The sequence below is a fragment of the Ruminobacter sp. RM87 genome (assembly GCF_000701925.1).
GTDB lineage: Bacteria > Pseudomonadota > Gammaproteobacteria > Enterobacterales > Succinivibrionaceae > Ruminobacter > Ruminobacter amylophilus.
This window is the reverse complement of sequence record NZ_JNKD01000025.1, coordinates 1-23,326: the sequence shown is the minus strand read 5'-3', so window position 1 is coordinate 23,326 and position 23,326 is coordinate 1. Positions and strand designations below refer to the sequence as shown.

At 42.7% G+C, this 23,326-nt stretch carries 21 protein-coding genes, 1 pseudogene and 1 riboswitch; of the genes and pseudogenes, 20 read left to right on the top strand and 2 right to left on the bottom strand.

Features of this window, described 5'->3' with window-relative positions; all coding sequences use genetic code 11:
- Nucleotides 1-11: 11 nt before the first annotated feature.
- A riboswitch (TPP riboswitch) is annotated at nucleotides 12-109 on the bottom strand.
- Nucleotides 110-472: 363 nt separating this feature from the next.
- From T489_RS0106225 to T489_RS14205, 3 genes are all read left to right on the top strand, one after another.
- Nucleotides 473-895: a hypothetical protein gene (locus tag T489_RS0106225; RefSeq protein WP_031579201.1), complete on the top strand. Its 423-nt coding sequence runs from the start codon at nucleotides 473-475 to the stop codon at nucleotides 893-895.
- A 666-nt stretch (nucleotides 896-1,561) separates the two neighbouring features.
- Nucleotides 1,562-3,292, top strand: a complete 1,731-nt coding sequence (locus T489_RS0106220; protein WP_031579199.1) for an alpha-amylase family glycosyl hydrolase — start codon at nucleotides 1,562-1,564, stop codon at nucleotides 3,290-3,292.
- A 469-nt stretch (nucleotides 3,293-3,761) separates the two neighbouring features.
- Nucleotides 3,762-7,952 carry a tetratricopeptide repeat protein gene (locus tag T489_RS14205; RefSeq protein WP_051621845.1) on the top strand — a complete coding sequence of 1,397 codons (4,191 nt, stop codon included), beginning with the start codon at nucleotides 3,762-3,764 and terminating at the stop codon, nucleotides 7,950-7,952.
- Nucleotides 7,953-8,225: 273 nt separating this feature from the next.
- Here the strand turns inward: T489_RS14205 and T489_RS0106205 are convergent, their stop codons facing one another.
- Nucleotides 8,226-8,456, bottom strand: a complete 231-nt coding sequence (locus T489_RS0106205) for a transposase (RefSeq protein ID WP_031579198.1) — start codon at nucleotides 8,454-8,456, stop codon at nucleotides 8,226-8,228.
- A 263-nt stretch (nucleotides 8,457-8,719) separates the two neighbouring features.
- Here T489_RS0106205 and T489_RS0106200 point away from each other — a divergent pair, with 263 nt between their 5' ends.
- The 17 genes and pseudogenes from T489_RS0106200 to T489_RS0106120 all read left to right on the top strand — a co-directional run.
- Nucleotides 8,720-9,025 (top strand): hypothetical protein, encoded by a 306-nt coding sequence (locus tag T489_RS0106200; protein WP_031579197.1) that lies wholly within the window; start codon nucleotides 8,720-8,722, stop codon nucleotides 9,023-9,025.
- A gap of 29 nt (nucleotides 9,026-9,054) precedes the next feature.
- Nucleotides 9,055-9,252 (top strand): hypothetical protein, encoded by a 198-nt coding sequence (locus T489_RS14610; protein WP_084155427.1) that lies wholly within the window; start codon nucleotides 9,055-9,057, stop codon nucleotides 9,250-9,252.
- 197 nt (nucleotides 9,253-9,449) lie between these two features.
- A complete protein-coding gene (locus T489_RS0106190; protein ID WP_031579196.1) occupies nucleotides 9,450-11,102 on the top strand; it encodes an AAA family ATPase in 1,653 nt (550 codons plus the stop codon).
- A gap of 6 nt (nucleotides 11,103-11,108) precedes the next feature.
- Entirely contained in the window at nucleotides 11,109-11,768 is a 660-nt protein-coding gene (locus T489_RS0106185; protein ID WP_031579195.1) for a tetratricopeptide repeat protein, read from the top strand.
- Nucleotides 11,769-11,997: 229 nt separating this feature from the next.
- Entirely contained in the window at nucleotides 11,998-13,707 is a 1,710-nt protein-coding gene (locus T489_RS15395; protein WP_051621844.1) for an SEL1-like repeat protein, read from the top strand.
- A gap of 74 nt (nucleotides 13,708-13,781) precedes the next feature.
- Nucleotides 13,782-14,012 (top strand): hypothetical protein, encoded by a 231-nt coding sequence (locus tag T489_RS0106175; protein WP_031579193.1) that lies wholly within the window; start codon nucleotides 13,782-13,784, stop codon nucleotides 14,010-14,012.
- A gap of 182 nt (nucleotides 14,013-14,194) precedes the next feature.
- On the top strand, nucleotides 14,195-15,946 hold the full coding sequence (locus tag T489_RS0106170; protein ID WP_051621843.1) for an AAA family ATPase: 1,752 nt from the start codon (nucleotides 14,195-14,197) through the stop codon (nucleotides 15,944-15,946).
- A 68-nt stretch (nucleotides 15,947-16,014) separates the two neighbouring features.
- Nucleotides 16,015-17,103, top strand: coding sequence for an SEL1-like repeat protein (locus T489_RS0106165; protein WP_051621842.1), 1,089 nt, complete (start codon nucleotides 16,015-16,017; stop codon nucleotides 17,101-17,103).
- A gap of 74 nt (nucleotides 17,104-17,177) precedes the next feature.
- Nucleotides 17,178-17,780 (top strand): hypothetical protein, encoded by a 603-nt coding sequence (locus T489_RS15390; protein WP_031579190.1) that lies wholly within the window; start codon nucleotides 17,178-17,180, stop codon nucleotides 17,778-17,780.
- 60 nt (nucleotides 17,781-17,840) lie between these two features.
- The gene (locus T489_RS15385) at nucleotides 17,841-18,404 is read left to right on the top strand and encodes a hypothetical protein (protein WP_031579189.1); all 564 of its coding nucleotides are present in this window, start codon (nucleotides 17,841-17,843) and stop codon (nucleotides 18,402-18,404) included.
- Nucleotides 18,405-18,438: 34 nt separating this feature from the next.
- Complete coding sequence (locus tag T489_RS0106150; RefSeq protein ID WP_031579188.1) at nucleotides 18,439-18,618, top strand: hypothetical protein; 180 nt, start codon at nucleotides 18,439-18,441, stop codon at nucleotides 18,616-18,618.
- A gap of 93 nt (nucleotides 18,619-18,711) precedes the next feature.
- Entirely contained in the window at nucleotides 18,712-19,185 is a 474-nt protein-coding gene (locus tag T489_RS0106145; RefSeq protein ID WP_031579187.1) for a gamma-glutamylcyclotransferase family protein, read from the top strand.
- A complete protein-coding gene (locus T489_RS0106140) occupies nucleotides 19,175-19,378 on the top strand; it encodes a hypothetical protein (protein ID WP_031579186.1) in 204 nt (67 codons plus the stop codon). The genes T489_RS0106145 and T489_RS0106140 overlap by 11 nt, the downstream gene beginning before the upstream one ends.
- A 209-nt stretch (nucleotides 19,379-19,587) precedes the next feature.
- Complete coding sequence (locus T489_RS0106135) at nucleotides 19,588-19,872, top strand: Nmad4 family putative nucleotide modification protein (RefSeq protein WP_031579185.1); 285 nt, start codon at nucleotides 19,588-19,590, stop codon at nucleotides 19,870-19,872.
- Nucleotides 19,873-20,019: 147 nt separating this feature from the next.
- Nucleotides 20,020-21,138, top strand: coding sequence for an AAA family ATPase (locus T489_RS0106130; protein WP_031579184.1), 1,119 nt, complete (start codon nucleotides 20,020-20,022; stop codon nucleotides 21,136-21,138).
- Between the two features lie 3 nt (nucleotides 21,139-21,141).
- Nucleotides 21,142-21,648, top strand: a complete 507-nt coding sequence (locus T489_RS0106125; RefSeq protein WP_031579183.1) for a hypothetical protein — start codon at nucleotides 21,142-21,144, stop codon at nucleotides 21,646-21,648.
- 100 nt (nucleotides 21,649-21,748) lie between these two features.
- A pseudogene (locus T489_RS0106120) lies at nucleotides 21,749-22,774 on the top strand (terminase large subunit); the annotation flags it as partial.
- Between the two features lie 293 nt (nucleotides 22,775-23,067).
- Here T489_RS0106120 and T489_RS0106115 read toward each other — a convergent pair.
- On the bottom strand, nucleotides 23,068-23,326 hold a 259-nt coding region (locus tag T489_RS0106115; protein WP_031579181.1), incomplete at its 5' end, for a transposase.

Genomic DNA, 23,326 nt, shown 5'->3' with positions numbered 1-23,326 from the left:
ACCTGACGGTCCAGAAGATTATATCTGTTCCCTTCGCGGGCATTATCCCGGGCAGGTTGTACGGATTTCATAAAATGATCTCAGCCGCAAGGCACTCCGACAGGTGTATAAACTGACTACAATATTACTATTTTTTTCGTAAAATTCAAATTTTTCTGAAATGTCGTCTTTCACCGTGCATCATCCGAATCCATGCCGCGCGACACTGTTCAAAAAATGTTTACAGTCACAATTCTGAAACATCAGTAAAAATTTTTATTCTTGATATTCACGTGAATCATTTAATCTGATACGCGGGGCTGTCAGGAAAAAAGACGCATCTGATTCAGACGGTATTCGGACCTGACACGAAAACATAAACAAAACGACACGGGCAATATGTTAAAAGAACCGTATTACAGAAACAGGTTCTGGTTCTGACGACATGTCCCGGCAATACCGCAAGACAATAAAGCGCAAAGGATACTTCAATATGAAATTCAGCAAATCAACGGTTATGGCACTCGCATTCAGCGCCATGCTCACAGCAGCCTGCACCACAGCACCGGTACTTACTCCTTCAGACGTGATTCCGGCATCATACGGTCTGACAAACACTGAAATAAAGGACGAAATCATTGCCGCGGCTGTAGACAGAGACTGGACTGTAATCAATTCCAACGATCACGAGGTTGAGATAGCCTACTCCAAACCGGGTAAAATCGATGTAACCTCAGTTGTGGAATACACCGCAAACTCTTTTGAAATCAAGCTTAAGCACAGTTCAGGTCCGGACGCCTACAAGGACGGAAAGATCCACAGAAACTACAACAGATGGGTCAACAATCTCAAGAATGACATCGATTCAAGACTTAATCACAGACAGGCAGTAAAACACGCACAGAAAAAGAAGTAGGATCTGCAGCCCGCATCTTTCGGAAAACGGCAGTGCCGGTACGGTGAATCCGTCCTGACCCTGTCGTTGTCGTTCGGCCTCCCTCAGAGATTTATGCCTGCCACTTCACACCGGGATAACATCCTGTCTGAAAATCATCCGGCCCCCTCCTGATTACGATATATAGATATTTTATATAAAAAAGAACTGTATAATAAATTTTTTATAACAGCAAAAAACTGTCAAAAACGCTTTTAATGAAAAAATTATCGGAAGAAATTTCTGAAAAAAATTAAAAAATTTACTTTTTAAAATTTTCTAAACTGTTGTTTTTATGCACTTTTCGGAGATTTTTAAACGCAAACGGCAAAATTTTTTACAAGTTTTTTACATATATATAATAACTCGCACCATTTTATCAAACTTTTCAACAATATTCTTATATTTTCAGAAATGTAAATGATATAATAAAGTCATGTGAAAATCTTTTTCAGAAGTTTTCACAGGCATGGCATGTTCTTCCCGTAAAAAATCTCAAATATAAATAAAACAAAACGGAAGAGAAGCACAAGGATATGCGATGTAAATCTGTGGCAAGGAAGCCATGGATTTATACGTTTGAGGAATCTGATCCAAGTACATATCTTAAAGTTAAAGGGAAACATTTATTCTAGAGGAAATAAATAAATGAACATAAAGAAACTCGCGACTCTTACCAGTCTGGCATTAGGTGCATTCACTGGTACAGTACTCACTGATCTTGGAACAGCAAATGCAGCAGGTACATTTGCCTGGCAAAAAGAAGTAGTCTGCAAACGCAGTGTTCTGGCAACCCCTATTATGATCACACCTAGCAACCTGAGTTCCGACAAAAATGACGGACAGGGCTGCTTTAACGGTCCTGCAAAGAACTGTAACATGAGAATGTACCAGATCATGGTTGAAAGCTATCTTCACGGAGAAGGCGGAGCCATGGGATATGGTTACGCATGGGGCCCGAGCCAGCATGACGGCAACCTGAAGGGCATTATTGAAAACCTCAGCTACATCAAGTCCACCGGTGCAAATGCAATTCTTCTCACCCCTATTTTCAAAACCGAGGTTGCGCAGGATCAGGATGCTGAACTGTACAAGCTCGACGGTACCGGCTACTTTACTTCAAACTACTTTGAAGTTGACCCTAAGTTCGGTACAAAGGCAGAACTCAAGGAACTGGTTAACAAGGCACACGATCTCGGCATGCGCGTAATCTTCGACGCCGCATTCGGTCACTCAAAGATCAATGTTAACCCTGTAAGCCCTAGCGGTCACCGTCTGGTTGCAGACAAGCAGTGTCGTGACATCACCGGTAATCCTGACAACATGATTTTCACCTACGGTACCTGTTTTAACACAGCTCAGTCTCTGGACTTCCTCAAGGAAGTTGCCACCTACTGGGTTAAGGAAGCAAAGATCGACGGATGGAGACTTGACCAGACCTATCAGATCAAGCCTGAACAGTGGAAGGAAATCCGCAAGGCAATGGAAGCCGAATCTGCCAAGAGCAGCAATTCATACAAGCTGGGCAACCAGACTGTACAGCCTGCAGCATTCATGATGGCTCAGATGGCTTCATACAACATCAAGGACTATCAGAATGTAGCATTCGTAAACAACAGTCTTGAAAGTGCAATCAGCCTTCCTTCAAGAAACGCCATGATTCGCGTATTCGCAACCAAGGAATCTCTTTCAAACGGCGACTGTTCAAAGCCTGTTTCATTCCTGAACGAGGAAACCAACAAGCTGAACAATCTTGAAGTACATGCATCAATGACCAACTACATTTCCGGCCACGACATCGTGAGATTCGGCGACCTTCTCCAGAGAGCAGGTTACGAACAGGACGGCAGAAAGGGTGACTCATACTACAACGCCCATCGTGCAGTGTTCAGTTACATGACCGCCATGTCCGGTCCTATGATCATGTTCTACGGTGACGAAGTCGGTGAAGACATGCCTAACTTCGCCAAGCCGCCTGCATCAAAGTGCTACGAAGTCAACCAGTGTGATGACCATGTGGCAAGAACCCAGGCAAGAGCAAGCGGATTCAACTCTCAGGAACTCAACCTGAAGAAGGATATCGCAGAATATCTGAATCTCCGCGATACTCATAAGGCACTGCCAAACGGAAGCCGCCGTCACATCTACAGTGATGAAAGCGTATATATTGACCTGAAACAGTACCAGAACGACCGTGTACTCTATGTACTGAACATCGGTGAAAGCACCAGAGAAATTGCCATCAGCAATGAAGTCTGGAACACTCTGGGACTCGGAACCTGCAGCCTTACCAAACTTGTGGGCAAGGGAGCGGTATCTTCAGGCGTGATTGAAGCTCCGTCACTGTCGGGGACTTTCTTCAGTCTTAACTGCAGATAGTATCTGAAACCAGGTCGGGGAATAGAAATCACTTTCTATTCCCTGATGACTTTTAAGACCGGTACGATTTAACAAAATTAATCCAAGGTATTAACCGTTAATTCAACAGCAATGCAATTTTGCGCCGGCGGAATCAACATTTAAAAGGAAACGGAAATTCCCGTAGATAATAATAACGATTTATAAGAAACATTTAGCCGAAACTGATTTCTAAACTTTCTGAAAAGTACTGATAAATCAGTATATTTTTCCTAAACCGTCAGGATTAAGTATAAAAAACTTACATATATTAAGAACACTCTCATAAAATAGTTGTGAAATAACTTACAGGTATTGACACAATTATTCAGTATTCTTTGTTATATACCTGTCGATGTTTTAGAATCAAAATAGTATGAATACCTGAACATGCAGGGTTTTACATGCTGAAGGCGACATTCTTCTTAAATTATCAAGAGCGAAAAACAAAATGAGTACATTCAAGCAAAAAGGAAACACCTCACCTGCAGCCATAGCACTCGGTGTTGTAGCAACAGCAGGCGTAATCGGTGTAGGCACATGGGCTTATTTAAACGGCAGACCGGACAGCAGTGACGATGTTACGGACAATCTCCATGTTCAGGATGACCAGAAGAACAATCCGGTGGCAGTAGCAGCCGCCCTGTACAACTCTGTTCTGTCAGATGATTTCAGTAACGTTGAAAATCTGACCAACAGACTGAAGGCAATCAAGATTTCCGAACTGGAAGAACAGCTTCACAAGAAGAAGCAGAAGACCGAAAATCTCGACGATTTCGATCTTCAGGAAATCAATGCCATTGAATCTGAATTAAGCAAGTTAAGCAAGAAGAATGAAAGCGAAATTCTTGAAATTGATATCAGTCCGTATCTTTCCAAAGGTGCACTGGACAACATCAGAGGCAAACTCAAGAACATTTCCGAACAGCTGAATGCCAAATCAGTACCTGAAACCTACAAGTTCTACCTTGACGTTGCTCAGAATATATTCACCTTCTATAAGCCGAACTCTGTAGAAGAACAGGAACTCATGCGCTCAATCAAGGCATACAAGGCCTTCTCCAGAAACGCATACTACACCATAGAAGATATTCGCTCTCTCTATGGACCTATCGACGCTCTCAAAGTTTGCCGCTATCTCATCGGTGCTGATGACTACAGCCGAATTTCTCCATACGAAATGAGAAACTTCATGGTTCGTGAAATCAACATCATGATCAAGAAGGTTCCTACCAGCATCGGTGACAATCATGAATTCTTTACCAATGACGATTTTACCGAACTGAATGCCACCACACTTCAGGATCTGGCAAACCTCAATCACGTGCTGCCAAGCGTAATCTCCTACCCTGCCCTTGTTAAGCAGGGAATGGACGATGATCCTCAGGCCAGTGCAAATGAATACCAGAAGATTACCGAAAACTACGACAAGGCTGTAAGAAAGGCAGTAAATTTCGCAAACAATGCGGTTAATTTCTACGAATGTCAGATAAACACCACTGACAGCTTTACAGTAAACGGCGTAATCAACCGTGTTGTACCTACCGATAATCTTATTATCGACAGAATTCCGCTCGAAGTTTATGAAGTTTCTCTCAAGGAGAAAATTCCTGGCTGCACCAACGACACTATTTACGTGGCCGCACCTAAACTCAATGAATACAAGAATCTGATGAAGTCAGGCATGACCAAAATGAGTCAGAATGACATCAATGTCTATTCCGAAGACATCAAGCTGATGGAAAAGATTAACGAAAAGTCAAAAACTCCTATCAAGCTTGAACTTCTCGGTTCTGAACTTGCAGCGGTAGAAAACAAGCAGAAGCAGTTCCCTGAAAGAGGCTTCTATCACGGTAACAACATTGCAGGCAAACTGGTTAACCTCAACCTTCCTTCATACAGTCTGCTGAACACTCTTGATATCCGCCGCAATGCCGACTTAATCTTTATTTCAAGTCCGCTTCTTGCCGCAAAACAGCGTCAGGCTCAGGAAAAGCTCAAGATTGTAAGTTCATTCAAGACCATTGAAGAAAGCATGGTCCTGCTTGATTTTGAATCTCTGCTCAATTCTCCTTATGAATACTTGGCAACCAGAGAAAACTCAATCAACAAGCAGTTGGAAAATCTTTCAAACGTAACTCCTAACCTTCAGCTTCTGGCATCATCTCCTGCGGATCTGGACGTTGACGCCTTCTCCGTTGAGGATACCAATGAAGCAGACGACCTCATTGCCATTGCAAGTAACGATGAAGACACCATCGAGCTTGCCGTGAACACCACCTCTGAAGTAAAACAGCAGGAAGAAGCAGCATCCGAAGCTGCCCGTGCAGCTGAAGAAGCCCGTCGTGAAGCTGAAGAAGCAGCCAAGGCTCAGGAACTTGCGCATGCTGAAGCCGAAGCCGCTGCCAAGGCCGCCGCCGAAGCCGCTGCCAAGGAAGCTGAAGAAGCTGCAAGAGAAGAAGCCGCACGTCTGGAAGAACTGGCTAAGATTGAAGCAGCTAAAGCTGAAGCCGCTGCAGAAGCTGCACGTCTGGAAGCTGCCAAGGCTGAAGAACTGGCAAAACAGGAAGCTGCCAAGGCTGAAGCAGCCGCTGAAGCAGCCCGCAAGGAAGCTCTTGCAAAAGAAGAAGCCGCTGCAAAGATGGAAGCAGAACTTGCCGCTGCTGCTCAGGCAGAAGCTGAAAAGGCAGCCCAGAGCACTGAAGAAGTTCAGATGCTTACCAAGGAACAGCTGGCAAAGGCTGATTTCAAGACTCTCAAGACTCAGTCAGACGCGGGCAATCCTATCGCCCAGTATGAACTTGCTTCACGCTACATCAGCGGAAAGAAAGGCGTAAGGCGTGACATCAAGAACGGTAACGCCCTTCTCGCAAAGGCAGCTGAAGCCGGATATCCTGAAGCTAAATACATGCTCGGTTCCATTTACCTGCAGGGTAAGTACACCAAACAGCAGAAGCAGCAGGGTGCGCAGTATGTAATCGATGTTGCCGAAGCCGGTATGCAGGATGCAATGTATACTGCCGGTAACCTCTATCTTGACGGTTCAATAATTCCGCAGAATTATCAGAAGGCTGCCCAGTTCCTCAGTCTTGCTGCTGAAAAGAACAACACCGACGCTCAGTACAAGCTTGGTATGATGTACCTCGACGGCAAGGGAGTTCAGGCAGATCCTAGAAAGGCTGCAAGTTTCTTTACCAGTGCCGCCAAGAAGAACGGCAATGCAGCCTATCAGCTTGCAAAACTCTATGAAGATGAGAGCGTCAAGAACGTGACATCAGATGAACAGACCATCAAGGATCTGTATATATTCGCAGCCCGTCACAACGTCAAGGATGCCTACCGCAAGGCAGGTCTGGCTCTGATTGGCAACATGTCTACCAGCAAGGAAGCACTGAAATATCTTGATGAATACATGCACAAGAACGACAAGGACGTTGATACCGCCCTTCTCAAGTACTATGCAAAGACCAACAACACCAAGGAAATCTCAAAGATGATCCTTACTGCTCCGAAGGAAATTCAGGAACAGTATCCTGTTGAAATGGGTCTGCTGTATGCAACAGGCAACGGTGTTACCAAAAACCTGCAGAAGGCCGAGGAATTCTACAAGATTGGTATGGCAAAGAACATTCCTGACGCATTCTGTCACGCAGGTGACCTGTATTCAACCGATGCTTCAGGCAAGAGAAACCTGGCAACCGCAATGCAGTACTACAACAAGGGTATGCAGGCGGGTTCAACCAAGTGTATCGAATCCCTGATTCGTACCAAGCTCGCTGAAAACAAGCGTGACTACAAGGAAATCTTCGCTCTTCTGAACAGAGTTCCTGCAGACAAGCTCAGTGACGGCAGCAAGGTTATTCTTGCATCCTTCTACTTCTACGGTCGCGGCATTGAAAAGAATCCGGCTCACGCTTCAAGAATTCTGAAGAACGTGACCGCACCTAAAGCAAAGCTTGCAAGAGATATCCTGTTGGGTCAGAACGTTCAGACCTGCAGCCATTCAGTACTCATGGGTGAAACCGGTAAAGCAACCCACAACACCACCCTCCTGAGTGCCGCAGCTCTTATGAACCTGTTCTATTATGCCGAAGTTCGTAATCTCGGTATTGCAAACTATAATGATATCTTCAACAAGGCAAAGCGTATCTGTGGCAATAACCCTGGTCGTTATATTCTTCATGATGCCGACTCAAAAATCAAGAAACCTGCTTCATCAGAACCTACCGACGCAAAGGCTCAGTATAATCTGGCAATGAATTATTTCTATGAAGGCAATTATGAAAAGGCATTCGAATGGATGCACAAATCAGCTGCCCAGAAATACTTCAAGGCATACAACAACCTCGGTATCTTCTACCTGATGGGTATCGGTACCAACATTAACGCTGAAGAAGCCTACAGAAACCTTAACTACGCCGACTCTGCCGGTGACTATAAGGCTACCTTCAACTTCGCAGCCCTGCAGATGAACGGTATCGGCGGCAGCAAGAACCCTGTTAAGGCTCTGGGTAACATCAAGTCAGCTGCTCTTAAGGGCAACGAAATGGCTACCTACTACATCAGTTCTCTGTATGCGAAGGGGCAGGCTGACGGCAATGTTGATGATGCCATCAGAATTCTGTCCAACATTCTGTACTAACGGACGGAAATAAATTGAATTCCCCGTTATGCCTGAAGCATAACGGGGAATTTTTTATGGAACAGAAGTGAATTCGGTAGCTGTTTTTCAGATTAATCCGACATTCCGCAGTAGAAAACTGATATTTTAATTTTCTACTGCTTTTTTCATATTTTTAAGAGATTCCTTATTCCAAAAATACTTGATACATTTTTAGCCATTCGTCGCCAAGAATTTCCACCGTTCGTCGCTGGAAATCTGTAAGTCCAACGTATATGGATTTATCGTCAGTAATCATTTTGCCCCTTTGGTGAAGCCGTGCATCTTATAAGCATTAAGGATCAGTTCAAAATCCTTTCTATCCTGCTCCTCTTGAGCTTTTCGTGTTTGTTCAGCCTTTTTCCAGGCATAATAACCACTCCTTGAGACTCCTGCAATCTGGCAGAGCTCTTTCACGGATAATGACCTTGATGATGACTGCACTGTTTGGTCAATGATATCGAATACACTGGAGGAATCATGCATGATAATACCTCCTATTTCTTTGTATTTCTGATTGATGAAATTTTTTTAGAAACTCAACCTCCTGGGTCAGGTAGTCAACCTTCGTCTGAAGCTGCCGAGGACTGTTTTCGGTAGACTGCGATGGTGAAGCTGTCCCAGATGTACCAGAACGGATATCACTGAAGGAACAGTTTTTTTCGTATTCCTTCTTAATGCAATAAGGCATCAGATGTCATCTGGTCAGATGCTACTGACGAAACTCAGACCGTTAAAGGAGGTAAATAATGTCTTATCTTGAACAGATTAAATCGATGAAATTTAAAACAAATAAGGTTACCGTTGACGGAGTTGATTTTTATTTAAGAGAGCTCTCCGGCAAGGCCCGCATCGACTTTGAGAACGAGAAGGACTTACAGCTTCGTGTCCTTAAGATGATGCACGTATCCCTTTGTGACGCTGACGGGAATCTTACCGAAAAGCCGGAGGACTTTGATGCCTTTATGGAATCAGTGCCGAATAAGGTGCTGAACGCTTTGGTGAATGCCTTCTCGGCTCTCAACATCACCAGTGAGACCAGCTTAAAAAACTAATCCGGGGCAGTTTTGTATTCAGACTGGCGGTGAGAATTGCCCGGGAGCTTCGCCGCCCAATCTCTGAAGTCCTGGAATATCCCACCACCGAGTTTAACTACTGGGCGATGGTATTTCAGGAGGAATACTATGAGGCTCATCCGAAAGAAAGGCACAAAGCCGGAATGACGGATTGCGATTGTGCCAGAGAGGTTGAGAAGTTTAAAGAAATGATGAACAAACGGTAGCGTTATTGATGTACGACTTATCAACAGATTAGGCATCAGATAACAGTTGAATTATTTGCTGATACTAGTTAAATTACTGACATATGAACAGTACGGCTAATTGTTCACAGGAAGTTCCGTCCTGTATCACGGATAAAAAATCGGTGCTGTGATAAAATGACAGCCGATGATGTTGAGTTCGGGGGGAGGTTAAAATCATGGGAAATATTCTGAATCCCGACAAGGATAACAGCTTTATAAGACTTGTTAAATTCAAAGATACTGAAATTTTTGTAGATAAGACAGATTTTATAGAAAAGATGTCTGCAAAGATAAACTCTCAAAATTGTTTATTTGCTGTAACCCGTCCCCGCAGATTTGGCAAAACCGTAACGGCTCATATGCTTTCTGCTTATTATTCTAAAGGGTATGCCGGACAGAATATTTTTGACAAACTTGAAATAACTAAAAAGTCCAGCTTTGCAGAGCATCTTAATAAATATGATGTTATCTATATTGATATGAATACCATTGACGGTCTGTTTGATGGCTACTCAAGTAAAAAACAGAAAGTAGATGGCGTTACCGATTTAGTTGACTTTTTCGAGTACTCAATAATTAAAGAATTAAAATCAAGCAGTAAATTTTCCGAATGCCTCGAAAACAATCAAATTGGAAATACAGGACTTTTGGAAACTTTACTTGCGATTACTCAGGATTTGAATACCAAATTCATTTTTATTATGGATGAATGGGATCTGGTGTATCGGGAATATTGTAACAATGAAGCTCTACAGAAAAAATTTATTAAGCTGTTAAAAAATTTGTTTAAGGCCGATGGCGGACAGGTTTGCTTCGCACTTGCATACCTTACAGGTATTCTTCCGATCAAAAAATACAACTCTCAGTCTACACTCAACGGCTTTGATGAATATAACATGCTTTCCCCGGGAGATTATGCTCCTTACTTTGGTTTTACTGAAGATGAAGTAGCGAATATTGTAAAATCACCTAACTGTAAAGTGTCACATCATGATTTAAAGGAGTGGTACGAGGGTTATAAAATCAAAGGTGTGGATATTTACAACCCTAACTCAGTGTGTAAGGCAGTAACTAGAAATGAATGTATCAGTTACTGGAGCGGAACTTCTTCCAATGAGGAATTTGTACGTTTGATCAATATGGATTTTGACGGCATAAAGGAAGACATCATCAATTTAATCGAAGGTGATGAAGTTACTTTCAGCTGTGCCAATTTCCAGAATGATATGGTAACCATAAAAGATAAAAATGATGTCTTCAGTCTTCTGGTATGCCTCGGTTACCTTGGATGCGCCGAAACAAAAAATCAATATCGTAAAGTTGCCTATGTTCCGAATGCTGAAATCAAAGCAGTGCTGATGGATATTGTCAGAGAACAGAACTGGTACGAACGAATGGAAACCATCAGACGTTCAGAAAACCTGCTCAAAGCCATCAAAGAACTTGACGGAGCAACCGTAGCTGCAATTATTCAGGAAATCCACAATTCCTCAGCAGTATCTCTTCTCGATTACAACGATGAAGAATCTCTTACATACTGTGTGATGACCGGACTTTTATGGTCAACTCTTGATGATTACAGCTATCACCGGGAAGATCAGGCAGGAAATGGGCGTGTTGATTTAGTGTATGAGCCGATAACAAGGAGACAGCCTCTTATTCTGATTGAATTTAAGTATGATGACTCTGCCGAAGAAGCCATTAAGCAGATTAAGGAAAAAGAGTATTTCAAACGCTATGCCGGACAGTACAGAAATATCATACTTGTCGGAATAAATTACAGCACCAAGACCAAGGATCACCAGTGCCTGATTGAAAAACTGGATTAAATAGAAATGTATAAAATAATGAAAACTAAAATATTTTGTCTATCATTGTCATTCTGTCTGACGCTATTAAACATTTCACATGCCGGTGATTTTCCAAGATGTGAAGAATTAGCAAATGGGTATTTCAAAAGTTCAACTAACGGCAATGAAGAGCAAATCAATGACAAGGATTTATCATTATGTAGAACGGCATGTAAAGCTAATGATATTTATGGCTGTTTTGTTGTTTTGCATAAAGATCCATACCCGGAACTTGATTCTGATGCATTGCAAGGAAAAATCTGTAATTTGAGTAATTCAAATTTCCCAAACACAAAGTTAATGGGGTACATCTGTTTTGCTTCGGGGTTGGGTATTGCTCTAAATCATAATGAGGTTAAACAGAATTTAGATCTAGCTAAAACATTTATTGAAAAAGCATGTAACACATTTAATGATAGCCGTAGCTGTGAATTTATGGGGCAACTAGAAGAGACTCTCAATAAAGACATTGCAAAAAAATATTATGAAAAAGCCTGTAGCTTAGATGGTATTTCAGGGTGTTATGGTTTAGGTAAATTATACTTCTCCAACGATAAACAGCAGGCCAGGAAATATCTAGAAAAATCATGTGCTAAAGAACAACCTCTTGGATGTCTCTTGTTAGAAGAATTGAACAGACAATAAAATCCCAAAACAAAAACAATTTCCCATGAAGGATCTCCTAACCGAGATCCTTTTTTCGTTTTTAAGGAACTCAAAATGAACGACAGCACCATCAGGCTTTCTGCGCCACATCTGCTCTGCTGTTCAATTAAGGCAACAGCAAGTAAATATTTGTTTAACAATATGTAAAATATCCGTATAATCAACTGTCTCCCATAAAAGCAATAGCAAACATAACAGGATAAAAAATATGGACAAAAGATTACTGAGTCTGGCCGCTGTACTTGGACTAACATTAACGGGCTGTGGTGACAATGTGGCTGAAGTTTCTAATCAGTGCGAGGATTTATATAAAAATGAAAATTACACTGAAGCGTTTCCGATATGCAAAAAAGCATGCGACTTGAACAACGGCTATGGGTGCGCATACATTGGTGTCATATACCATGAAGGCAATGGTGTTGAACAGGACTACAGTAAGGCTATTTTCGCTTTAGAGAAAGCGTGCAACTTGAATATTGGCGGGGGATGTTACAACCTTGGTGTACTGTACAACATTGGCAAAGGTGTAAAACAGGACTTACAACAAGCTAATCAGTACTTCCAAAAATCCTGCGAACTGAAGGATAGTTACGGATGCGCCGCTCTAGGATATTCCTACAACGATGAACAGGATTATAATCAGGCTAAAATCTATTTTGAAAAAGCTTGCAATCTGGATAACGGTATCGGGTGCTCTTACCTTAGTGCCTTATACCATGACGGCATAGGAGTAAGTCAGGACTACAATCAAGCTAAAATCTATGCCGAAAAAGCCTGCAATCTGAATGACGGTAACGGGTGCTACAACCTTGGTAGCTTATACCAAGACGGCATAGGAGTAACTCAGGACTACAATCAAGTTAAAATCTATTTTGAAAAAGCTTGTAGCCTCGGTGAGAGTTCCGGATGCTATGATTTGGGGCATTTATATGGTCAAGGTCAAGGCGTAGAGCAGAACTACCAGCAGGCTAATCAGTACTACGAAAAAGCCTGCACTTTGAACAATGGTAGCGGATGTGTAAATTTAGGTGTTTTGTATAGCGACGGCAAAGGGGTAAAACAGGACTACATTATGGCTAATACCTTATACAAAAAAGCCTGTAATTTGAATGAGGGGACTGGATGCTATAACCTAGGAACCATGTACCTTTGGGGTCAAGGTGTAACGAAGGACGAGCAACAGGCATTTCCGTATTTTCAAAAAGCCTGTAATTTGAATGAGGGGGCCGGATGCTATAACCTAGGAACCATGTACCTTTGGGGGCAAGGTGTAACGAAGGACGAGCAACAGGCATTTCAGTATTTTCAAAAAGCCTGCAACTTAGATAATACTGGAGGTTGCTATAATCTGGGTGTTTCCTACCGAGATGGAATAGGCGTTAATCAGGATTTTCATCAGGCAGTTCAGTACTTCCAAAAATCATGTGATATGAATGATGCCACGGGATGTGGCAACCTAGGTAATTTGTACGACAATGGCGAAGGTGTTAAGCAAGACAAACAGAAAGCTATTCACTATTACCAAAAAGGCTGTGATATGAATGACAACACTGCCTGCTTTAACTTAGGACTTTTGTACGCCGATGGAACAGGCGTAGAACAGGACGAACAGAAGGCTAATCTTTACTACCAAAAAGCCTGTGATTTGAATTTGGGGGCGGCTTGCAATAATTTAGGAATTGCTTATGTGAAAGGTAAAGGGGTAAAAAAGGACCAACATAAAGCCTTTCATTACATTCATAAAGCCTGTGATTTGAATTACGGTTTGGCCTGTAAAAACGAAGGATTTTTTTACAAATATGGTAATGGTGTACGTCAGAATAAAATCACCGCTAAGGAGTCTTTCGGTAAAGCCTGTGATTTAGGGGAACAGTTAGGTTGTGATGAATACCGAAAATTGAATGAAAAAGGCTACTAACCGTTTCTGACAAATCAAATAATGAGTAAAAGGATCTCAATGTGAGGTCCTTTTTTGTTTTCAGGAGTTTCAAAATGAACGACAGCACCATCAGGCTTTCTGCCGACACGTCAGCTCTCACGGACTCACTCAGCCTGATTTCTGAGGTTCTTGAGTATCCGTCCACTGAGTTCAACTACTGGGCAGTGGTTTTTGAGGAGGAATACTATGAGGCAACTCCCCATGAAAGGTACCAAAGCGGTATGACTGAATGCGATTGTGCCGGGGAGATTGAGAAGTTTAAGCGAATGATGAGAAGACGATAAATACCGATGACATAAAATGCATATCGGTTTAATACTTAGCGGATAAACGTCAGATAAATGTTGAATAATCCGTGTATAGTCGTTAAATTAGATGGCAGAAAGTAAGGTTTTGACATCAGCGCCTTTTAAGTTCAATTGCATATCACGGATCAAAATTCTGTGCTGTGCAAAATGGGGATGTCATGAAGTTCGGGGGGGGGTTAAGTGTTATGGGCAATATTCTGAATCCTGGTAACGATAACAGCTTTATAAGACTGGTTAAATTCAAAGATTCTGAAATTTTTGTAGATAAGACAGATTTTATAAAAGAAATGTCTGCAAAAATTAATGCTCAAAATCGTTTTTTTGCTGTTACCCGTCCTCGCAGATTTGGAAAAACCGTAACTGCGCATATGCTCTCAGCGTATTATTCCAAAGGGTATGCCGGACAAAAGATATTTGACGGTTTGAAAATTTCAGAGAATACCGGTTTTGCAGATCATCTTAATAAATACAATGTTATTTACATTGACATGAATTCTATAAAGGACAAGTTTATCTCGTATAAAGCCGACAAATCTCTCTACATCGAAGATATTGATGATCTGGTGGATTTTCTCCAGTATATGGTTATTCGTGATCTAAAGGAGAATAAAGAATACGCTGAACAAATCAGCAACGATCCGTTGATTGGAAAGAAGTCGTTGTCATCGGCATTGGAAGTTATATTCAAATACACTGGTGAGCCATTTATTTTAATTATGGATGAATGGGATCTGATATGCAGAGAGTATCAAAATGAGCTGGCACTACAAGAAAAGTTTATAGAATTTCTGCGCGGTCTGTTTAAATCTGATGACGGTCTTAGCTGCTTTGCGCTTGCATATCTTACCGGTATTCTTCCTATCAAAAAATACAACTCTCAGTCTGCGCTTAACGGTTTTGACGAATATAACATGCTTGCTCCAGGCGAGTATGCGGCATACTTCGGTTTTACCGAGAATGAAGTTGCAGACATTGTAAAATCACCTAAATGCAAAGTGTCGCATCAGGAATTAAAGGAATGGTACAAGGGCTATAAAATCAAAGGCATTGATATATACAACCCCAACTCCGTATGCAAGGCCGTGAGCCGAAATGAATGTATCAGTTACTGGAGCGGAACTTCGTCCAATGAGGAATTTGTACGTTTGATCAATATGGATTTTGACGGCATAAAGGAAGACATCATCAATTTAATCGAGGGTGATGAAGTTACTTTCAGCTGTGCCAATTTCCAGAATGATATGGTAACCATAAAAGATAAAAATGATGTATTCAGTCTTCTGGTATGCCTCGGCTACCTTGGATGTTCAGAAACCAAAAATCAATATCGTAAAGTTGCCTATGTTCCGAATGCTGAAATCAAAGCAGTGCTGATGGATATTGTCAGAGAGCAGAACTGGTATGAACGAATGGAAACCATCAAACGTTCAGAAAACCTGCTCAAAGCCATTAAAGAACTTGACGGAGCAACCGTAGCTGCAATTATTCAGGAAATCCACAATTCATCAGCAGTATCTCTCCTCGATTACAACGATGAAGAATCTCTTACGTACTGCGTGATGACCGGGCTTTTATGGTCAACTCTTGATGATTACAGCTATCACCGGGAAGATCAGGCAGGAAAGGGGCGTGTTGATTTAGTGTATGAGCCGATAACAAGGAGACAGCCTCTTATTCTGATTGAGTTTAAGTATGACGACTCTGCCGAAGAAGCCATTAAGCAGATTAAGGAAAAAGAGTATTTCAAACGCTATGCCGGACAGTACAGAAATATCATACTTGTCGGAATAAATTACAGCACCAAGATTTTTTTGGCTTCGCAGAGTGAAACAAAATTAACAACCGCCCAATCCGACTTTTTTTTAGCACCAAAGTCAACAAAAAGTAAATACTTGTTTAACATTCTGTAAAACATTCGTATAATCAGCTGCCTCCTACAAAAACAATAGCCAATATAACAGGATAAAAAGAAGAATATATGAAAATCATTAATTTTGCGCTTGCCGCCACCGCATTTTTAGCATTGACTACTGCTTGTACAAGTAGCCATGACACCGCTGATAATACTGTAGTTGAACAGACAGAACAGAAAGATACACCACCAATTGATGAAAAAGCACGTGCACTTTACGTCAAATGCAGCAATCTAAACGATAGTGATGCGTGCTTTTATTTAGGGGTTGCATACTACAATGGCGAAGGTGTAAGACAGGATTACAGCATGTCCGCCACCTATTTTGAAAAAGCCTGTAACCTTGGTGATATCATCGGATGCTACAATCTTGGACTTTTATATGGTAACGGTCAAGGTGTAAGACAGGATTACCAAAAGGCTAATCACTACTACCAAAAAGCTTGCGATAAGAATCACAGCTCAGGATGCTATAACCTTGGGGTTTTATATGATAACGGTCAAGGTGTAAGACAGGATTACCAGCTGGCTAATCATTACTACAAAATAGCCTGTGATATGAATGACAACTCTGGCTGCTTGAACCTTGGGAATTTATACAACAATGGTGAAGGTGTTAAACAGGATTACCGTCAGGCTAATAAATACTACCTGAAAGCTTGCGATATGAATAACGGCTCAGGTTGCAACAACCTAGGAAGTTCTTATAACAATGGCGAAGGCGTAAAAAAGGATTATCATCAGGCCTATCAGTACTTTAAAAAGGCCTGCGACCTGAATAGTGGTGTTGGGTGTAAAAATCTGGGGATTTCTTACAGAAAAGGTGAAGGCGTAAAAAAGGATTATCATCAGGCCAATCAGTACTTTAAAAAAGCCTGCGACATGGATGACGGTGACGGTTGCAATGACTTAGGATATTCATACTCCCACGGTCAAGGCTCAAAACAGGATTTCCAGCAGGCCATGAACTACTACCAAAAATCCTGTGATTTAAAAAACGGAATGGGATGTAATAACGTTGGAGTTCTGTACAGCAATGGCAAGGGTGTAAAACAGAACAAAAAAACGGCCAAGTGGTACTGCGGTAAAGCCTGTGATTTTGGCTATCAGCAAGGTTGTGATAACTACAGAAAATTAAATGAGCAAGGCTACTAACCGTTTCTGATAAATCAAATAATATGTAAGAGGATCTCTAACGAGGTCCTTTTTTGTTTTTACGGAGTTTCAAAATGAACGACAGCACCATCAGGCTTTCAGCCGATACGTCAGCTCTCTCGGATTCACTCTCCAAAATTGCCGAAGAGATGACGGCCATGAAGGACGCTGTTTCATCCTCTGCTGCCGCCATGGGAGCAAACCTTGATGCCTCGGAAAAACAGGCAGAGGCCACCAATGCCGCCATTCACGGACTTGATGACAGCGTTAAGACCATAACCGATTCAATTCAGGCTCAGACCAAAACTGTTACTGACCTCGGTAGCGAGCAGAGCAGGGTAACAAAGGAAATCAGCAAGGCCTTAAATACTCAGAATACCCAACAGAAAGACGCCAACACCACTCTTGCTGAGCAGAAGAAAATCATGCAGGAGCAGGAAGCTGAAATCAAAAAGTTCACCAAAGCCGTGGACAGTCAGACCGGTGTTCTGCAGAAAAACGCCTCCGGCTGGAAAATGCTGATGACAGGCTTTGCCATTAAGTTTGCCTCCGAAATAGTGGACGGCTTTAAGAGCATCATCTCTACCGGACTTGAAGCCTCACGGGTTTATGAGGATATGTCAGCAAGACTGACTCCCCTGGTTGGTGATTTGGAAACAGCGCAGAAAACCTTCTGAAGCCTTAACGGTCTTGAGGATGAAACGGCAACTGCTACTGACAAACTCGCTAAAGCCTTTGTGGACTTAGGCAACAACGGGCTCACCAACTCAAACGAACAGCTTAAGACCTATGCCACCATTGCTCATGGCACCGGCAGAGACATCAACACCTTAACTGATGCGGTTATTGCCTTCTCCCAGGGCTCTACAAAGGCACTCCGGCAGTTCGGCATTACGGCAAAGGATAACGGTGACACCATTTCCCTTACCTACAAAGGCTCAACCACCGAAATTCAGAAGAACAGCAAGGCTCTGGATTCCTATCTCTCTGATTTGGCAAAGAACAATTTTGACGGCGTACTTGAAACCAAACTCAACACTGTATCTGCCGCTACCGGAAGACTGGATAATGCCTGGGGAACATTCTGCACGAGACTCATGCAGTCTGACGGAGGCTTCGGAGAACTCATCATCATGGGTAATGACTTTCTGGCCAATACCCTGAACGGCATTTCCGAATGGCTTGATGATCCGGCGGTTATTGAATGGTTCCACAATCTTGCAAAAACGGTACGTGAGACTTTCGAGGGAATACGCACCGAACGAAGGCAGACAGAACGGCATCCACGCAGGACAGCTTAAGAGCTACATTCAGCTTTGCCTAGCCTTGAGCGAGATGGCAAAGGAGGTAAGAACAGCAAGCCCTAAGCCACAGCAGCATGAGAATCCGAAATTCGCGATGAGAACCTGGCTTTTAAGACTCGGCTTCATCGGCGAGGAGTTTGCAACAGCAAGAAACATCCTTACCAGAAACCTTAGCGGTGACACGGCCTTCAGATTTGGCAGAGCCGCCTAACCCAAAGCGAGGACTTACCCTCCTCCTGCTGGCCCCTTAACCGGGGTTTCGGCAGTAGAAGGGTAAGCCTTCAATCAGAATAAGGAATTGAATATGGCAAAGAGATATTACATTGCTTACGGAAGCAACCTGAACACCCAACAGATGAGATTCAGATGTCCTGATGCAAGGGTTGCAGGCGTTTCAGAAATCCCCGATTACCGTCTGCTTTTCAAAGGAAGTCAGACAGGTGCGTACCTCACCATTGAGCCATGCCGAGGTCACAGCGTTCCCGTGGCCGTGTGGGAAGTAACAGCCAATGATGAACTTTCACTCGACCGTTACGAAGGTTATCCGCGATTCTACTACAAGGACGAGATGACACTTCCGGTAATCAGCATTGACGGTAGCAGAGTAAGAGAGCTTCCGGTGTTTGTCTACATCATGCACGAGGACAGGCATATCGGTGTTACGACCCGGTATTACCTCGACACCTGCCTTGAGGGATACCGCACATTTGGTTTCGATGAAGAGCATTTATCCGACGCACTGAAGTTAAGCATGGAGGAAGTAAGATATGCAGAATAAAGAACAGCGCACCTGCCCGATCTGCGGCAAGACCTATCACGATCATCCTGCCCTTTCCCGTACTGACGGCAGGACGGAAATCTGCCCCGACTGCGGCACCAGACAGGCACTTGAGGCTGTGGGAATTCCGGCTGAAAAGCAGGAAAAAATCCTCGAAGTAATCCATGAAAAGCTCGGTGAAAGAGAGGCATAATGCGGGATTGAATTGAACAACAGGAGGTTATAGATGCCTCCTTTTTTCTTCTCATTATTTGGTTATTCTTCTCATTTAGCTTGATTTGAGAAGAAACAAACGATTAATGAGAAGAAAAAAATAGTACAAAATAAGGCACTTATTGACTTGCTATACCTTTGGTACAGAGCGAATATACAGTCATCGAGAACAACAACGGAGACTTGAAAATGAGCAAGATGACAGAAAGAGCAAGAACCTACAGATTACCGAATCCATCCACTCCGGAGGATCTGGAATGCCGCTGGAGCAAGCCCCTGAGATACGGCGACAAGGTGATCCTGGCAGGCCACTACTGGAACGGAGCCGGCAAGCCATCCTACTACGGCGCGGTTTACGAGTTCCTCACCGACGACACCGGATGCGAAGGTGAAATCGGGATCCGCGAGGTAAGCGGTGTGGAATTCGAGGATGAAGGTCATGCCATTGAATGGGCGATGAAGAACGCCAACTGATACGGAGCTTAACGGCTCCTTTTTTATACCATGAAAGATCGCTTCGGCGGTCTTTTGTTATGGAATCTACATCAGTTGATCTGTTTGAAAAAGAATAGTAAAATGGTATTACTTCCATGAAACGGAACTAATACAAAGGATAAAACAATGATTTTGATGAAGCTGAAACTTGATAACTACATGGCTTTCAATGACTTTGAGATGTCCATGACTTATGCAAAAAAAATCGTTGGAAACCAGATGACTGAATGCCTTAAGGATCATCTGAATTTCAGGTATAAAAAACTGAACATTCTTATGGGCGCCAATGCCTCCGGTAAAACCTCCATCGGCAGAATGCTATTGAACATTCTTAATTTCATTGCCAGGAAGGAATATGCCAGTATCGCTTCATGTATAAATGACTCTAAGAAAGATGCGAAATTTGAGATCCAGTTTGTCGTAAACGATGACTTTTACAGGGTTTCCTCAATAATTAAAGGAAAAAAGGAAAGCAAAAACTATTCAAGCAGTGATTTTCTGATAAAAGTTGAGCAGACACAAATCGGCAAAAGCGACACCTACGAAAAGACACTGGAAAAACTGGATTCAAAATCAGACACCGGTTACTGCAGCGACTACATCAGGGAACTGGAAAAAATTAAACCAATGTCATGGGCTTTTGAGTTTCCACGGGACAGTGAAAATCTGGCTGCTAGCTATACCCCAAAAAATGAAGAGAGATATCTGCAGATTCTGAAAAATACCCTACAGGCTCTGGATCCCCTTATCACGGATGTCGAAAAAGTAAAGGAAGTGAATGATACCTATGTTATCAAGATTGGCGGAAAACAGGTGATAATCAAAAACGGGATCATTGTCGATGACGGGCTTCTTTCCAGCGGAACCAGAGAAGGTGTCAGTCTGGCAAATATGTTTGCAGCAATGGTAAGCGGAATGTATTCATTCTTTTATTGTGATGAAAAGTTCTCGTTTATCCATTCCGACATTGAAAAGGCCTTCCTGTCACTAATGGTGGAAAAGCTGGAAGGAGACAGACAGCTGTTCTTTACCACTCATAATACGGACATTCTTGACATGAATTTTCCAAAGCACAGTTTTAATTTTCTGCGTAAGGAGATATTCGACGGAGTCTCTTATATTTCCGTCATCAATGCCGGAGATTACATCAAGAAAAACAGAGATTCTGTGAAGACTGCGGTTCAGAATGATCTGTTCTCATCCGCCCCTATGTTGGAAAAAATATTTGCATTAACGGACATTTAAACGATGAAAGCTTCCGGAATATTTCAATACTTTGTAGAAGGCGATGACGAAAAGAGATTAATTGAAGTTCTTAAGACCGACATGCGCCTGATTATCCCTGGTAAAGTCCAGATTTTGAATGTCGTGCAGGAAAGATTGACTGATCTGAAACTGAGAACATTACAGGATGGAACAACTTTAGTTTTTGTTTTTGATACCGATGTGGGAGATCCTACAATCCTTAATGAAAACATCAGAAAGGCAAAAAAATCTTCAAACATAAAGGATGTTTATTGCGTACCGCAGGTGAAAAACATCGAAGATGAGCTGATTAGAGCCATGGGACTGAAAAACATTGAAGAGTTGCTGCATTCAAAAAGTAAAAAAGATTTTAAAAGAGATATGCTCAAGGAGCGAAACCTAAAGAGTAAATTTGAGACACATCATTTTGATATTCAAAAGCTCTGGGCTATGAATCCTGCAACGCCGTTTGATAAGATTACTAACCTTTCAAAGAAAATCAAACTCTAAATTAAACTACAACAGGAGCTTAACGGCTCCTTTTTTATACCCAGAGAGATCGCTTCGGCGGTCTTTTTTTATGCCTTAAAGGATGTGAGACAGAATGGCAATGCGGAAACTAAAAAAATACGTCCCCACCAGATTTCTGGCCAAAGGCTCAAAGTACGATAAGACTGCCGCTGATTATGCAGTGAACTTCATCGAATGTCTCTGCCACACCAAGGGAACCTGGTCGGGGAAAATTTTTGAGCTTATCGACTGGCAGGAGCAGATCATCCGTGACCTTTTTGGAACCTTAAAGCCGAACGGCTACAGACAGTTTAATACTGCCTATGTTGAGATACCCAAAAAACAGGGCAAGTCTGAGCTGGCTGCAGCCGTAGCACTTCTTCTTACCTGCGGTGACGGAGAGGAACGAGCCGAGGTTTACGGCTGTGCCGCAGACCGTCAACAGGCCACCATCGTATTTGATGTGGCTGCCGACATGGTGAGGATGTGTCCGGCTCTGAACAAAAGAGTCAAAATCCTCGCCTCGCAGAAACGCATCGTATACCTCCCCACTAACAGTTTTTATCAGGTGCTCTCTGCGGAAGCTTATTCAAAGCACGGCTTTAACATTCACGGAGTGGTCTTTGATGAACTGCATACACAGCCCGACAGAAAGCTGTTTGACGTTATGACCAAAGGCTCTGGCGATGCCAGAACCCAGCCGCTGTATTTCCTTATAACAACCGCGGGAACCGACACCAATTCCATCTGTTACGAGACGCATCAGAAGGCTAAAGACATTCTGGAAGGCAGAAAGATTGATCCCACTTTCTATCCGGTGATTTACGGCGCTGATGAATCTGACGACTGGACGGATCCGAAAGTGTGGCTGAAAGCCAATCCGTCCCTTGGCATTACCGTGGGAATAGATAAGGTACAGGCGGCCTGCGATTCAGCTAGACAGAATCCCGGTGAAGAGAATGCCTTCCGTCAATTAAGGCTGAACCAATGGGTGAAACAGTCAATCCGCTGGATGCAGATGGAAAAATGGGACGCCTGCTCCTTTGCGGTAAACCCAGATGAACTTGAAGGCCGTGTCTGTTATGGCGGTCTTGACCTTTCAAGCACCACCGACATCACGGCTTTTGGTTCCGGGTTGACCGGTGTAAGGATTAACGTTACCCTGAACTGACCAATTGTTATTGTGATAACCATCTCTTCCTGAACGATAATGAGGTGAAACATAGGTGCCATTGCTACGGTAGTAACCGTTTACATGTGATGACGACTGATAACCGCCTCGATGGCCACCGGCTTCCGCAGATGTAATAGAAATTGCTGCAATAATCCCTGCAACTGGACGTAATGTGATTTAGTAGGCCAGCTTTAACGAGAGTGAAGCGATTCCGTGTAAACCCTTGTTAAGCCCCTTTTGAAAAATTATCTAATGTACCTAGCTATCCTTGTGCTGGTTTCATCAAGACAGGATAGCTGGTTCAGAACCTTTGCCCAATTCTGTATTTTAGCATTGTTCCATTTCTTGGCAAGTTCACCCGTAATTCTGAGATAGAAAATTTTAAATACCGAATTTTCATTTTCAAAGAATCCCTTTTTAGTGACCTTTCTAAGGCTGGAATTTACAGATTCGATGGCATTGGTCGTATACATCACTTTACGTATGTCGGCAGGGTAATTATAG